General features: G+C 39.1%; 16 protein-coding genes and 1 tRNA gene. 3 read left to right on the top strand and 14 right to left on the bottom strand.

What is annotated here, in order from left to right; all coding sequences use genetic code 11:
- Positions 1-86 precede the first annotated feature (86 nt).
- The 3 genes from CVV21_10255 to CVV21_10265 all read right to left on the bottom strand — a co-directional run bounded on the left by CVV21_10255 (position 87) and on the right by CVV21_10265 (position 1,566).
- Positions 87-278, bottom strand: a complete 192-nt coding sequence (locus CVV21_10255; GenBank protein PKL90919.1) for a hypothetical protein — start codon at positions 276-278, stop codon at positions 87-89.
- 99 nt (positions 279-377) lie between these two features.
- Entirely contained in the window at positions 378-932 is a 555-nt protein-coding gene (locus CVV21_10260; protein PKL90920.1) for an AMMECR1 domain-containing protein, read from the bottom strand.
- On the bottom strand, positions 922-1,566 hold the full coding sequence (locus tag CVV21_10265) for a Zn-dependent hydrolase (protein PKL90982.1): 645 nt from the start codon (positions 1,564-1,566) through the stop codon (positions 922-924). Before CVV21_10265 ends, CVV21_10260 begins: the two co-directional genes overlap by 11 nt.
- A gap of 188 nt (positions 1,567-1,754) precedes the next feature.
- Here CVV21_10265 and CVV21_10270 point away from each other — a divergent pair.
- Positions 1,755-1,831 (top strand) — tRNA-Met (locus tag CVV21_10270).
- 242 nt (positions 1,832-2,073) lie between these two features.
- Here the strand turns inward: CVV21_10270 and CVV21_10275 are convergent.
- The 6 genes from CVV21_10275 to lexA form a co-directional block, all read right to left on the bottom strand.
- Positions 2,074-3,072: a hypothetical protein gene (locus CVV21_10275; GenBank protein PKL90921.1), complete on the bottom strand. Its 999-nt coding sequence runs from the start codon at positions 3,070-3,072 to the stop codon at positions 2,074-2,076.
- 53 nt (positions 3,073-3,125) lie between these two features.
- Positions 3,126-5,279 (bottom strand): hypothetical protein, encoded by a 2,154-nt coding sequence (locus CVV21_10280; GenBank protein ID PKL90922.1) that lies wholly within the window; start codon positions 5,277-5,279, stop codon positions 3,126-3,128.
- Positions 5,280-5,487: 208 nt separating this feature from the next.
- Positions 5,488-5,901: a hypothetical protein gene (locus tag CVV21_10285; GenBank protein PKL90923.1), complete on the bottom strand. Its 414-nt coding sequence runs from the start codon at positions 5,899-5,901 to the stop codon at positions 5,488-5,490.
- 48 nt (positions 5,902-5,949) lie between these two features.
- Entirely contained in the window at positions 5,950-7,089 is a 1,140-nt protein-coding gene (gene recA, locus CVV21_10290) for a recombinase RecA (GenBank protein PKL90924.1), read from the bottom strand.
- Positions 7,090-7,181: 92 nt separating this feature from the next.
- On the bottom strand, positions 7,182-7,457 hold the full coding sequence (locus CVV21_10295; protein ID PKL90925.1) for a hypothetical protein: 276 nt from the start codon (positions 7,455-7,457) through the stop codon (positions 7,182-7,184).
- A 15-nt stretch (positions 7,458-7,472) separates the two neighbouring features.
- The gene (gene lexA / locus CVV21_10300; GenBank protein PKL90926.1) at positions 7,473-8,093 is read right to left on the bottom strand and encodes a repressor LexA; all 621 of its coding nucleotides are present in this window, start codon (positions 8,091-8,093) and stop codon (positions 7,473-7,475) included.
- 355 nt (positions 8,094-8,448) lie between these two features.
- Here lexA and CVV21_10305 point away from each other — a divergent pair, with 355 nt between their 5' ends.
- Entirely contained in the window at positions 8,449-9,066 is a 618-nt protein-coding gene (locus tag CVV21_10305; GenBank protein ID PKL90927.1) for a hypothetical protein, read from the top strand.
- On the top strand, positions 9,035-9,454 hold the full coding sequence (locus CVV21_10310; protein ID PKL90928.1) for a hypothetical protein: 420 nt from the start codon (positions 9,035-9,037) through the stop codon (positions 9,452-9,454). The genes CVV21_10305 and CVV21_10310 overlap by 32 nt, the downstream gene beginning before the upstream one ends.
- A gap of 45 nt (positions 9,455-9,499) precedes the next feature.
- On the opposite strand, the gene CVV21_10315 is transcribed toward CVV21_10310, so the two are convergent.
- The 5 genes from CVV21_10315 to CVV21_10335 all read right to left on the bottom strand — a co-directional run bounded on the left by CVV21_10315 (position 9,500) and on the right by CVV21_10335 (position 12,577).
- On the bottom strand, positions 9,500-10,120 hold the full coding sequence (locus tag CVV21_10315; protein PKL90929.1) for a nitroreductase: 621 nt from the start codon (positions 10,118-10,120) through the stop codon (positions 9,500-9,502).
- A 22-nt stretch (positions 10,121-10,142) separates the two neighbouring features.
- Positions 10,143-10,901, bottom strand: coding sequence for a hypothetical protein (locus CVV21_10320; GenBank protein ID PKL90930.1), 759 nt, complete (start codon positions 10,899-10,901; stop codon positions 10,143-10,145).
- Between the two features lie 75 nt (positions 10,902-10,976).
- Complete coding sequence (locus CVV21_10325) at positions 10,977-11,291, bottom strand: hypothetical protein (GenBank protein ID PKL90931.1); 315 nt, start codon at positions 11,289-11,291, stop codon at positions 10,977-10,979.
- A gap of 81 nt (positions 11,292-11,372) precedes the next feature.
- Positions 11,373-11,882: a DNA-binding protein gene (locus tag CVV21_10330; GenBank protein PKL90932.1), complete on the bottom strand. Its 510-nt coding sequence runs from the start codon at positions 11,880-11,882 to the stop codon at positions 11,373-11,375.
- Between the two features lie 134 nt (positions 11,883-12,016).
- Positions 12,017-12,577: a hypothetical protein gene (locus tag CVV21_10335; GenBank protein ID PKL90983.1), complete on the bottom strand. Its 561-nt coding sequence runs from the start codon at positions 12,575-12,577 to the stop codon at positions 12,017-12,019.
- Between the last annotated feature and the right edge of the window lie 22 nt (positions 12,578-12,599).

A 12,599-nucleotide genomic window follows, 5' to 3' on the forward strand; every position in this document is an offset into this window, starting at 1 on the left:
ACTGATTAGTTTAACCATCTGGTTAAATTATACAGTATTGACTTCAGAAATCAACAGCTTTTTTTAATTAAATTTGTCGGCTTGTTTTACTGTGCCCTGTAATTGCCGCATTTAGCAAAACTATTTGTTTCGGCAAACCCGCAGCAGATATCTGTCTGATCCCCGCCTTTATTGCAGTTTTCTCTTTTTAAAGCGCATACCCTGCGGTTTTTTTCCACCCATCCCTGTTCATTAGCCGCTTCCGAATAATCAATTTCTTCTTCTAAAAATCTGCACATGCCGCCCTCCTAAAATAGGTTTTTTTAGCCCGTTAGGATTGTCTTTAACACTAAAATCAATTTCCGCATATGCTGCCGTTTTAAATAACGGTTTGTTGTTCAGCGATTCTCTTTTTCCCCAAAAACCTGCGCTTCAAAGACATATATTTCGGTTTTAGGGTCAAGATACGCGTCCTTTGACAATCCGGCTTTTCCTTCACAAAGGTGTTCCATAAATTCTTTTTTACTCCACCCGGTTTCATCAGCCACCTGAGGAAGAAATACGCCTGCCGCAAAACCTTTTTTAACTATTACGCCGTGCCTGCCAAGTTCAATTTCATCAATACCGGACACCCTTCGCTTGGGTGACAGTATGGATACTTCCACATCAATATCTTTAAGCTCCTCTTCATTTACAGGTTCAAACCTTGGATCCTGTGTTGCAGACTCTATTGCCATTTCTTCAACTGTTTTATGTATTGGTTCATTGCTTTCTATTGTTCCAATACAGCCCCTAAGCTGCCCATTATTATGAATAGTGACAAAAGCGCCGCCGGTCTGATTAAACTCCGGGTCAGTGGAATTAAACCGCGGAATAATACTTTTTGTTATATATTGCTCTATCGTATTTCTGGCAAGTTTTAAGATTTCATCCTGCTGCTGTTTATTCAGCATTTTTTACCTTCTTTTCTTCAGGTATAAATACCTTTATATTTTTATTTTTAATAAGTTTTTTAAATTCTTCCCCGTCATTTTTATTTCCCACAATAAGCCCGTAATGCATTGGAACCGCGATTTCAGGCTTTATCAAATCCACAGCTTCTGCCGCTTCTTTTGGTGTCATTACATAAGTGCCGGATACAGGCACAAGCGCCACTGATATTTTACCCAAACTCTTCATTTCGTCTATCAGGTCAGTGTCGCCCATATGGTATGTTCTTGTTCCTTCATAATTCAGGATATACCCCACTTTGCCGTCTTTTTTTGGATGAAATGGTTTTTTATTATTATATGCCGCAACCGCTTCCACTTTTATATTGCCAAGCATGATAGAATCCCCGGGTTTTACTATTTTAAGATTATAGCCTTTAAGTTTATCAGCGCATTTTTCCGTACATACTACTACTGTGTTTTTTGACGTGATTTTTTTTATATCCTCAGGCGAACAGTGGTCATGATGTTCGTGGGTAATCAGGATATAATCTGCCGGTATCCCGGCATCAAGTTTAAAAGGGTCTATATAAATGATTTTTTTATCAAGTTTCAGCATAAATGAGTCGTGGTGAAACCATGTCATATTTTTTATTATCTGCTCTGCCGTCATATTGTTTTCCATGGCAAATCCCCCCGATACTGAAATTAAAATGAATACCTGCAGCAGAAACAGTTTAATAATGCCTTTACCCATAACAACCTCCCTGCATACTTCTTTATTATTCCCTTGACATTATACCTTAAAAAAATATAATATAAAACACTTTGAAATTAACAAAAAGTGGGCCCTTAGCTCAGTTGGTTAGAGCAGTAGACTCATAATCTATTGGTCGTAGGTTCAAGTCCTACAGGGCCCACCATTTAAAATAAAAAAAGCGTACCTTGTGTACGCTTTTTTTATTTTATGGCCCTGCAGGGCTTGAATGGTTTTGCCAAAGTACTTTAAGTTCTTAATGTAGAGACGCAATATATTGCGTCTCGTTTTTATACCCACCTTTAGCTTACACGGTTTATATGTAATATAGGAGTGTTTACAATTAGATACATTTTATCTCACAGATTTAAAAACAAAACCTTAGACGCAATATATTGCGTCTCTACTTTATAAACCAAGTTCTTTTAAATCAATACCTTCAAACTTTAACGCGTCAATAAACGCCTTTATCTCTGCGGAGTCCTGCATTATTTCAGGCCTATAATTTACAAGTTTTACCGGTATAAACTTAACTTTTTTTATTACTTTATTTTCTATTTCAAGATTTATTATGCCGCTTTTGTGTGTGTCTTCACGTTCAAGGTCAAATACAAAATTCCCAAGGCCATAAAATATATATTTACCGTTGTATTTTTCAACGTCCTGAAACAGGTGCGTATGAGAACCAAAAACAAAATCAACTCCGGAATCAATTAATTTTCTTGCGAATTTTTTCTGATAATTTTTTACCTCTTCATATTCCCTCCCCCAGTGAAGATAAACAATTAAAATATCACTCTCTTTTCTGTGGGCCTTTATGTCTTTTTGTATTTCATCCATAAGCGCGGGTATTGTACCGTATCTGTCTTTGCCCGCGAAAAAGGTTTCATGGGATACGTTTGAATAACATAAAAATGAGACCTTTGCTCCATTGACATACTTCACGCACGGAACATTTGGTTTCCAAAGGTTATTTTTTCTTATTCCGCAGTGGTCAATACCCGTTTTTTCAAGCGCCTGCACAGTCTGTGTAAGCCCATACTGCCCGTAATCCAAAATATGATTATTAGCAAGTGATACTATATTGATTCCAGCGTCTGCCAGTGCCCGGGCATCCCTTTCAAAACCATAAAGATGAACAGACTTATCCTTTCCCTGCTTTTTTAAATTTAAAAGGCTTTCTTTATTTACTAAAGGGGCTTCCAGGTTCCCAAACACAACTGATGATTTTTTAAACAGTTCTTTAACTTTTTCATATGGGTACCCAATTCCATTAACATCTATCAAAGGGGAAAGTTTTCTTCCCGGCATTATATCGCCCACAAGCGTTATAATATTTGAACCATTTATGTTCTGCGTAATTACGCCTTTATCCTGCTGTAACTGCGCCTTATCTTCCGGCTTCACCGTAGCGCATCCCGCAGATAACCCGATTAAACCAAGCAGTGCTGCCGCGGACGCTATTTTCCAAAAAGTTGTTTTATTAATTTTCCACCCTCTTTTTCCATGTACTTTTTGCCTTCTTCTTCGAGCTTTTTAGCAAGGTTCCTTTTTATATTATCCATCATCCTTGACTGTGAATAGTCGTACTTCTTCTGCGCTGTCGTGTTATATACACGGAAATCAAAAGGCATCCAGCCTTCTTTATCATAAGCGTATCCCGCATCTTTTATTCCAAAATTCGCGGCAATATTTGCTTCAAACTGTTTTGCAAGTTTTGGGCTAATATCAGTTTCTGCTTTAAAATCAAGAGCCCTGTCCACGGTTATCCATCCCGCGCCTTTCACTTTTATATCGCCTGCTTTTCCGTCAGCGCCTTTATCAAGGCGGAAGTTTTTTATGTCAATTTTACCGGAAGCCATATTAAAACTGCCGCCCATAGTGTCAAATTCTATCGCATTTCCAAAATCTGTTATCCCCGTTTTTTTAGCAATATCTTTTCCCATTTCCAGCGGCCCCACAAGGCCGTTTGACACATTAAAAAGACCGCTTCCTTTTACAGTATGTAAAACATCTTTAAATGTCACGCCTGAAAATTTTGCATTAATGGCGGCTTTGCCCTGAACTTTTCCTTTTAAATCGTCAATAAACGTTTTCTTTGCAGGGTCTTTTCTTGGAAGCACCGCTATCACGTCATCTATAAGGCGGGTCATCTGTACTTTAGAAGTTATAAAGTCAAATGAGTATGTCTCTTTATTAATGTCAGAAACCGCGCTGCTGTTTATGTTTCCACTGTAAGCGGCAGCTGAAGCTTCCATATAAAATTTATTATTAACAAGCCTTACATTTGCTATTGTCTTTCCAATTTCTATTTCTTTAAAGGAAATTGCATCGGCTTTAATATTCAGATAAGCACCGGGTGCCTTTATGGCTTTTTTTGTTTTAGCAGCAGCTGTTTTTGTATTTACTAACTCTTTTTTTACAGCTGACTTTTCTTTTTTTGGTATCAATGCCAGCAGGTATTCCACGGCAAGTTTGGGCGAGTATATATCAATATTAAAAACTCCGTTATCCAAGCTTGTAACATTGGTCCCGTTTATCTTTACGTTTACATTGTTACCGGCAAGTTTAAAGTCCATGTCTGATTTTAAATTATATGCAGATGTTATTTCTGCCATGCCGTTAAAGTTTTCCACCGCTTTTTTTCCAAGATACAACACTTCCGCCTTTTCAATAGCGGCTGAATCCGAAAATGTAAATTTACCGTTCATAATAGAAAATTTTATATTATTTTTTACAACTCCGGAAAGAGTGACATCTTTCAACTTGGAAACAGTTGCTTCGGGCAGTATCTTTATTATACCGGGGATATCAGCAGTAGTTGTAATTTTACCTGTTACATCTTTAAAATTGGCAAGCTTTATATTCCCTTCACTTACCGTTCCCGCAATTACAAGTTTTCCCACGGCAATATCCGCGTCTTTTGATTTAAGGTCAAGCCTTACCTGTGATTTTAAATCCACCGGTATGTTATAAGAACCATAAACAGCGGTAAAATCAGATTTAATATCCACCGGAACCGCGGCGCTTAACAGCAGATTGCCTGTTGAAAAATTAAAATCTTTTAACTGCACGTTTACCGCTTTAACTTTTGAAACATCGGAATATATAAAATTTCCTTTTTTTACCGCCACCCCTGTAACTATTATGTTATTAAATAAGGGTTTATCTGATTTTTTATCTTTCTTCAGGTTTTTCTTTTTTGCCGCTTTCTTTTCGCTGTTTAACATATCAGAAAAGTTAAACTTACCGTCCGGCTTTTTAATTATTTTGGCGTAGGGTGAAACAAGTTCTATTCTGTTGATAATAAGATCTTTTTTTAGCAGGGCTAAAAGATTATACTTGAATACAACACTTTCGGATTTAAGAAAGTTTTCCTTATTAGCGGCTCCGCCCTCTTTTATATAAACATTACTTATCTCTATACCTTTAAAAATATTAAATTTAAGTTCTCCAAGCCCTATTTCACGTCCCGTAGCTTCAGATGCTTCTTTTATTACAATCTGTTTTATCTTTTCCGGCGGAAACATAATGTAGACAGCTGCCGTGGCAGCGCCAAGCAATAAGACTATTATTCCTGTAATTATTAACACAACCTTTAAGAATTTTTTCATTGTATTACCTCCTTACATTTGACGTCATTTTAGCAGAAAGGGTTGCATAATGCATATACAAAACTTATATATTCAGTTTTATACCCTATAAAAACAAAATGGCCGGCGGGGCCTCACAGGGCCCGCGCCGGCCGGAAAACAAAGGGCGTCAATAAACGGTTTATGGTTTTTGCCTTAAACCGTGATATATGCTAATGGGGTAACATTATTATACAGCCGCCTTTAAGTTTTCCTTTTTGTTTTTATCTTTATAAGCGGTGAATTTTTCCCGCGTGGACTTTATTGCAGAACCGCAGATCTGGGAAATTGCACCAGCTTCTTTTACCAGTTCATTAAACAAACCTTCCTTTTCAAGCCCGGCAAGCTGCAGGACTTCCATAAGATGCTTTGCCTCGTTTGAAAGCCTTTCTGTTTCTTCTAATCTTGAAAGAAAATCTTTTCCGGAACTGCTTTTACACGCCGCCCTGTAACTTGCGCCGGCCAAAGACGCGCATCTGACAATCATTTCTCCCAGAATGTCTGCCTCTGTCTTGTCCGGAAGTTTCGCGCACGCTGTTGCCGCGTCTGCCCCAAATTTCAAAGTCCTTTCACACATTTCTTTGCTGAACTGTTCTTTTTCCATAGCTCTACCCCTCTTTTTTCGGGACTCCCTGTCCCATAAATTTAAAACCTATTTCTTTTTTGCCCCTTTTTTAGGTTTTTCAGTTTCTTCCGCTTTTACTTCTTCAGTGCCTTCCAAGTCTTCTAAATCATCTTCTTCCTCTTCTTCAACCGGCTCCGGCGCCTGGCCTGCCGCTTTTGCAAAGAACTTTTCTTTTGTTTCTTCTTCTATAGTTGTGGTAATTTCCGGATGTGCCGTCAGATAATTAACTGAATTTTCTTTGCCCTGCCCGATTTTTTCACCTTTGTATATGTACCAGCTTCCGCTTTTTTCCACCACTCCAAAATCTACAGCAGCTTCCAGCGTGGCAGGCTCCCTTAAAATTCCCTTGCCAAAGATGATGTCAAAGAAGGCTTCCCTGAAAGGGGGCGCGACTTTGTTTTTTACAATTTTTGCTTTTACCCTGTTGCCCACCATTTCTTCGCCCTTCTTTATTGTTTCCACCCTTCTAATATCTATTCTGATGGATGAGTAAAACTTAAGCGCGCGTCCGCCCGGTGTGGTTTCCGGATTGCCAAACATAACGCCTATTTTTTCCCTTATCTGGTTAATGAAAATGACGATACACTTTGATTTATTTATTATGCCCGTCAATTTTCTCATTGCCTGTGACATAAGGCGTGCCTGAAGCCCCATATGGCTGTCGCCCATATCGCCTTCAATTTCGGCTTTAGGTACAAGGGCTGCCACAGAGTCCACTACAATTATGTCAACAGCGCCGCTTCTTACAAGTTTTTCAACAATTTCAAGCCCCTGTTCCCCGGTATCCGGCTGGGAGATAAGAAGTTCGCCCACATCAACGCCCACTTTAGCCGCGTATTCCGCGTCCATGGCGTTTTCCGCGTCCACATAAGCGGCCACGCCGCCAAGTTTCTGCGCCTGCGCCACGATGTTAAGCGCAAGTGTGGATTTACCGGAAGATTCCGGCCCGAATACTTCAATTATTCTTCCCTTGGGTATACCGCCTCCACCAAGCGCTAAATCTAAAGATAAAGCCCCGGTAGGTATTGATTCTATCTTTCCTGTCTGTGTCTGTCCCAGTTTCATAATGGACCCCTTGCCGAATTCCTTTTCAATCTGCGCTATTGCAAGGCTTAACGCTTTTTTCTTTTCACTTTTACTTTCTTCCCTTTTGCTCTCTTCGCTCATTTCTGTTGCCTCCCTTTGTTTTCCTCTATGTTTTTTTGTACTGCGCCCTTTGTTTCCTTCTTGCCGGATAATTCTGCCGCTTTCCTATTATATTAATTCAGATACTCGTTTAAGTTTCTGCCGTTCACGAATATTTCCGCCACAAGGTCTTTTCCCTTCACCTTTACAACCTTTCCAACATGTATTCTTTTTCCAAGCACAAGCGCGGTTAACATCTTTACGGCTTTTTCATAACCCGGATTGCCCTTTCTTGGCCCGTGATAATTGGCAAGCCTTATAAAAGCGCCGCTTCTGCTTCCCATTTTCCACCCGTACATTACCCTAAACGCGTCCACTTCACTTACAGCACTTACAATAAATGGCGACATATTTTCATCCTCCTGTTATAGTCCCGGTATGGTTGTGACAACAATTCCCTGTATCATGAAATCATTTGTCAGTATTATCGGTTTGTGTTTAAGGTTGCTTGATTTTGGTTTTAAAAGGACCATATCCCCGCTTTTGTTGAATTCCTTTATTGTGGCTTCGTCGTCAATAAGCGCCACCACAATTTCTTTGTTGCGGGCAGTGCCCTGCTGCCTTACAAGCACAGCGTCCCCGTCGTTGATTCCGGCAAGGTTCATGGAATCGCCCTTTGCGCGCAGCATGTAATACCTGTATGGCGGCGACGCAATGCGCGTGGACACCGGTATCATCTGTTCTATGTTCTCTTCCGCCAGAATGGGCGAACCGCACGCCACCTGCCCCACAAGCGGCACTTCAACGGTCTGGACCCTGCTTTCATCACCGGAAAAGTTTTCAATGATCTGCAGGCCGCCTTCCGCGTTTCTTCTTACATAGCCCTTTGCCGCGAGTTTTTTAATAAGCTCCGCGGTTGACCGCGGCGACTTATAACCAAGCTCCTCCATAAGCTCTCTCACGCTTGGGCTGTGCCCCTTCATCAGGGTGTTTCTTACAGCCTTAATCAACTCTGTTTCCTTTGAACTAAGTGTATGTTTCTTCATGGCACAAGTATACACAATGTATACATTTGTGTCAACAAAAATATACAGGTTATTTTAATTATTTTTATAGGGTATTTTTGTTAATTTGAATATGTTATTAATCACTTAAAAAAACCGGTTTATTTTAAAACCGTCATATTGCCTCTTTCTGCGCATCAAGTGGATAATAAAACCAGGATCCGGATCTGATTTCAGCATTTAACCCATTTTTTAATCGCAATAAATATAACACCTGATTTTAAGTTTTTTCAATAATTGCGCATATACATGCATCCCAAACAAATACTTGTTCAAACCGCTTGACAATTGTAATATTTATATTACAATTGTCATATAAATCAAATATAGGTGGATTATGAAACTAAACAGCAGCCTTTCAGAATTATTTAATACACAGTCAAAAATTACACTTATTAATTATATACTTACATCCGGATTCAACATGACAGGCAGGGAACTTTCGCGTGTATCCGGAATTTCCCATTCACAGGTAATTCTTATATTAAAAATATTTGAATCATATAATCTGGTACTTGGAAGGCGTGCCGGAAAATCAGTTGTATGGAGCGCAAAACCCGGCAGCTATGCATTCAAATCTTTAGTTCGCATCTTTAAAAACAGTGAATTGCTGAATCCCGTTTCTGATTTAATAAAGCGGCTTCAGCAGTGGAGCCTGAATAACAGCAGCCTTATATACAAATCTATATTATTTGGGTCTGTATCATCAGGTTCTGAAAGATTATCAAGTGATATTGACTTTTATGTCCTTGCCGTTTCAACAGAAGCAAAAGACAAAACCTTAAAACAACTTGAAGAATTATCCTTATCATTTGTTTACTTATACGGCAATACACTTAGCCCATACATATTGACCAAAAAAGAACGGTCAGCCATAAAAAATAAAGCATTATTAAAAAACATAGACGGGGGGATAGTTATTTATGACAAGGAAGGTAAAAACAAAAGAAGTTGAAAAACATTTTTATATTAACTACCTGAAAAAGGCTTTTGAAAACTGTGATTCAGCCGGGAATGCTTTAAAAGAAAAAGCTTTCAACGCAGCGGCCGTAAGCGCTGTTCATTCAGCCATATCTTCAGCAGACACCTTATGTGTTTATGGACTTGGCAAAAGATGCGCTTCAGAAGACCACAAGGACGTTATTTCATTAATTATGGATTCTTCACATGCAAAAAAAGAAAATTCCGAAATTGTTAAACTTTTTGATACAATAATCAAAATGAAGAATATGGCGGAATATGAAGAACGCCTTATTAAACCCGGAGAAGCAGAAAAAGCCGTTTCTATAGCAACAGATTTGCTTAACCTTGTCATACTACAACTGCCAAAACAGCAGCAATAAAGTCACAAACCGGTACTTAGCCATATATTTTGCAGAAACAAATAATTACAGGTATTTTACCACCACATCAAGTTCGTGTTTGGAAGGCTGAACGCCCGGCTTGGCCGGATAGCCGATTGGAATAATTGCCACAAATTCGCCTTCGGGCTCCCCAAGAAAACCAAGCACATCCTTCTGCATTAAAGCAAGCACGCCAAGCCACACAGTGCCCAGCCCCAGCGATGTTGCGGCAATCAGCATGTTCTGCACGCTGGCCGCGGAGCTTTGAACCTCCATTATCCTGAAAAAGTCGTGCGCTGTTTCTTTATCAATTTTAAAAAGCTCTGTACCTCTTCTAATCAGTTCGCCTGTGTTCATTACACCCACCACTACCGGCGCGTTTATAATGCTGCGCGACGCCATCCTTAGAAGCACGGCGGAAGGCTTGGGAAAATTTGATGAACGTTCGGCCACCATTGCCGCAAGGTCGTTTTTTGCCTTATCTTTTAGAACAATAAATTTCCACGACTGCTGATTGTGGGCGGACGGCGCCTGATGAGCCGCGTGAAGTATTGTTAACAGGTCATCATCACTGATATTCTTATCTAAAAACGTGCGTATGCTTCTTCTGTCCCTTATACTGCGCAGAGTTTCATTCCTATCAAGGTATTGATTTGAATTTTGCATTATTACCTCCTGAAATTTTGTTTTAAAACCCTATACCTGCCCTGAAAACTGTACGTTCTACCTTGTAATCTATCAGCCTTTCCCCATATCCATGAAAAAACTGCAGAACTACAACCGGAAGAAACTGTTTCATGATAAACAAATTTCCGCGAAACGTTATTTCCTGCCCGCCTTTTAAAAGATCAACAGATGACGGGCCGCCCGGGTATAACCTTATTGTAATGTCACTTCTGTCAAAAAATACTTTTGCAATATTATTTATAATAACCTGCAGTTCAAACGTGCCCCTGTAACGCTGCAAGTCAGGAGAAGTGGGGTCAGGCACATATGGATACCACACTTTAAATGTCCAGTGCAGCTCGTTCTCCTGCCCTATAAACATACCGTCTGTGTATCGCAGATAAAGTTTGTTCCAACTGCGCGAATCTTCACCCTGCATCCCGTTAGATTCATGGTCTAAAAGCCCTATGTCAAGCCAGGCAGAACGTTTGTTTTCAACAACTATCCTGAAAAACATGTCAGGGTTGTAATTAACGTCATACATGGGATGCGAATCTTCCCAAAGCCCCCAGTACATCTGCTGCGTGTAGGCGACAAAAAGCCCGCCATCCTGAACAGCGCGGAATTTTGTGCTTATCTGCATTTTGGAATCAGGCACGCCCAATATAAAATAATTTGAATTATAACCTTCCCCGGGCCAGTGCGGCGGATTGAATTCATTGGAATAGGAATATGCCGTCACAGGCAATAAAAGCATTATCAATATTTTCAGTATCTTCATGTTCACCGTCGTTTTTAAAACATTATACGCCCGTGCAGCGGCCTTTTCAAGGCACAGCTTTTATTTATAAATCCGTCATCCATGAATTGCGTGGCGCGGTTTTCTTAAATCTTTTACAGTCCGGCACACGCTTTTCTTGTGCTTTGCCCACATCCCAAAAGCCGGATCTTCCAAAAGATTATATACCCCTTCCGGCACTAAATTAATAGGATATATAACACCCTTTTCTTTTCCCCTGTGGGTAAGTATCACTTTTTCTTTTTTATCCATAGCGGATAAAATTAATTTCATTTTTCTTTTAACATTAAAAAAAGATACTTTCATTTTTTCTCCTTTAAGAAACCTGTAAAACTCCGGCAGATAAATTGAATATATAATTGTGTTTTTCAACTTCTACCTGCGCTTTGTACCTGAATTCAATCCCTCCACATTCCCCTGATAAACCTATTTTCTTCTATTTCATTAAATATCTTATTTAAATCCATATTTTTTTACACTTTCATCTTTTGGTTTTTCTATCATTCTTCTTAAAGTTTCAAAAATTGCGTATATGTTTTTTTCACCTTTTTCCATTCTCACTTCAATTTCCCTTATCTTTTTAAGAATCTCTTTATGTGATTCTATCATCTGCCTTAATTTCACAAATGTCCTCATAATAAGTATGTTTACCTGTACTGCCCTTTTGCTCCGAAGAATTCCGGACAACATAGCAACACCCTGTTCCGTGAATGCCCTTGGAAGTTTTCTTGTTCCTCCCCAACTTGATGTTCCAAAATGGAACTTCAAGTTTTGGAATTCTTCCTCTTTCAGTACAAACATAAAATCTTCCGGAAACCTATCAAGATTTCTTGATACAGCCTTATTTAGATTTTTAGTACTTACGCCATATAAGGATGCAATATCCTTATCCAAAATTACTTTATGCGAACGTATTACAAGTATTTTACTCTCTATCATTTCAACCGGAACAAGAGAATTCATTGAATATAACCGAAAAAAAACAAGGACATAATTTTATTCATAATACCCCTCTATGAGTTTTTATGAGATTTAAATACTTTGTAAGTATAATTCAGACTCTATTTTTGTCAATTAAAAAAAATACTTTTAATATTTCATACGAATTTTCTTAATTTTAAACAGTAATTCTTTTTTGCTGCGGTTACATCAAGAACTTCATGCATTACTTTTGCCCTTTCTTTTATATCCATCCCAGCGGAGTCATTTTTTGCCTTAACAATTACCTGCCGTAATTCTTCCGCAGTCATAACGGTGGCCGCGATACAGTAATAACTTTTAGAGCGGCCTTCATTAAAATCATTCAGCATTTCTTTCAACAGTTTTTCTTTTACTTTCTGTCCCTTAATAAACTCTTTAACACCGTATTTTTGAACAAAAGCAATATCACCCTCAAGTGTCTGATAGCATTTAAAAGAGTCGTGCTTTTTCCCGGCTTCCCTGTGTTTTTTCCATTTACCGCACGTTTTATTTTCTTCACAATCCCAGCAGAATTCAATCCCTTTATTTTTTACAGCACAGGTGATAAACGGGCATCCCGCGGACATTCTATAAGCGCTTTTACACCCCGGGCATCTGCTTTTTGCGTCTGTGTGATAATTGGGGCAAAGCCTGCACGATAACCCGCATATCCCCATTTCAGGATGTTTTATTTTCATAACATATCCCATAATGAATTTT

This window comes from Candidatus Goldiibacteriota bacterium HGW-Goldbacteria-1, from assembly GCA_002839855.1.
In the GTDB taxonomy this organism is placed as follows: Bacteria; Oederibacteriota; PGYV01; order PGYV01; family PGYV01; genus PGYV01.

What these genes read in the sequence shown, in the direction of transcription:
- CVV21_10285 (PKL90923.1), bottom strand. Translation starts at nt 5,901, where the DNA reads ATGGAAAAAGAACAGTTCAGCAAAGAAATGTGTGAAAGGACTTTGAAA.
- CVV21_10280 (PKL90922.1), bottom strand. Translation starts at nt 5,279, where the DNA reads ATGAAAAAATTCTTAAAGGTTGTGTTAATAATTACAGGAATAATAGTC.
- CVV21_10305 (PKL90927.1), top strand. Translation starts at nt 8,449, where the DNA reads ATGAAACTAAACAGCAGCCTTTCAGAATTATTTAATACACAGTCAAAA.
- CVV21_10320 (PKL90930.1), bottom strand. Translation starts at nt 10,901, where the DNA reads ATGAAGATACTGAAAATATTGATAATGCTTTTATTGCCTGTGACGGCA.
- CVV21_10255 (PKL90919.1), bottom strand. Translation starts at nt 278, where the DNA reads ATGTGCAGATTTTTAGAAGAAGAAATTGATTATTCGGAAGCGGCTAAT.
- CVV21_10260 (PKL90920.1), bottom strand. Translation starts at nt 932, where the DNA reads ATGCTGAATAAACAGCAGCAGGATGAAATCTTAAAACTTGCCAGAAAT.
- CVV21_10315 (PKL90929.1), bottom strand. Translation starts at nt 10,120, where the DNA reads ATGCAAAATTCAAATCAATACCTTGATAGGAATGAAACTCTGCGCAGT.
- lexA (PKL90926.1), bottom strand. Translation starts at nt 8,093, where the DNA reads ATGAAGAAACATACACTTAGTTCAAAGGAAACAGAGTTGATTAAGGCT.
- CVV21_10310 (PKL90928.1), top strand. Translation starts at nt 9,035, where the DNA reads ATGACAAGGAAGGTAAAAACAAAAGAAGTTGAAAAACATTTTTATATT.
- CVV21_10335 (PKL90983.1), bottom strand. Translation starts at nt 12,577, where the DNA reads ATGAAAATAAAACATCCTGAAATGGGGATATGCGGGTTATCGTGCAGG.
- CVV21_10295 (PKL90925.1), bottom strand. Translation starts at nt 7,457, where the DNA reads ATGTCGCCATTTATTGTAAGTGCTGTAAGTGAAGTGGACGCGTTTAGG.
- recA (PKL90924.1), bottom strand. Translation starts at nt 7,089, where the DNA reads ATGAGCGAAGAGAGCAAAAGGGAAGAAAGTAAAAGTGAAAAGAAAAAA.
- CVV21_10330 (PKL90932.1), bottom strand. Translation starts at nt 11,882, where the DNA reads ATGAATTCTCTTGTTCCGGTTGAAATGATAGAGAGTAAAATACTTGTA.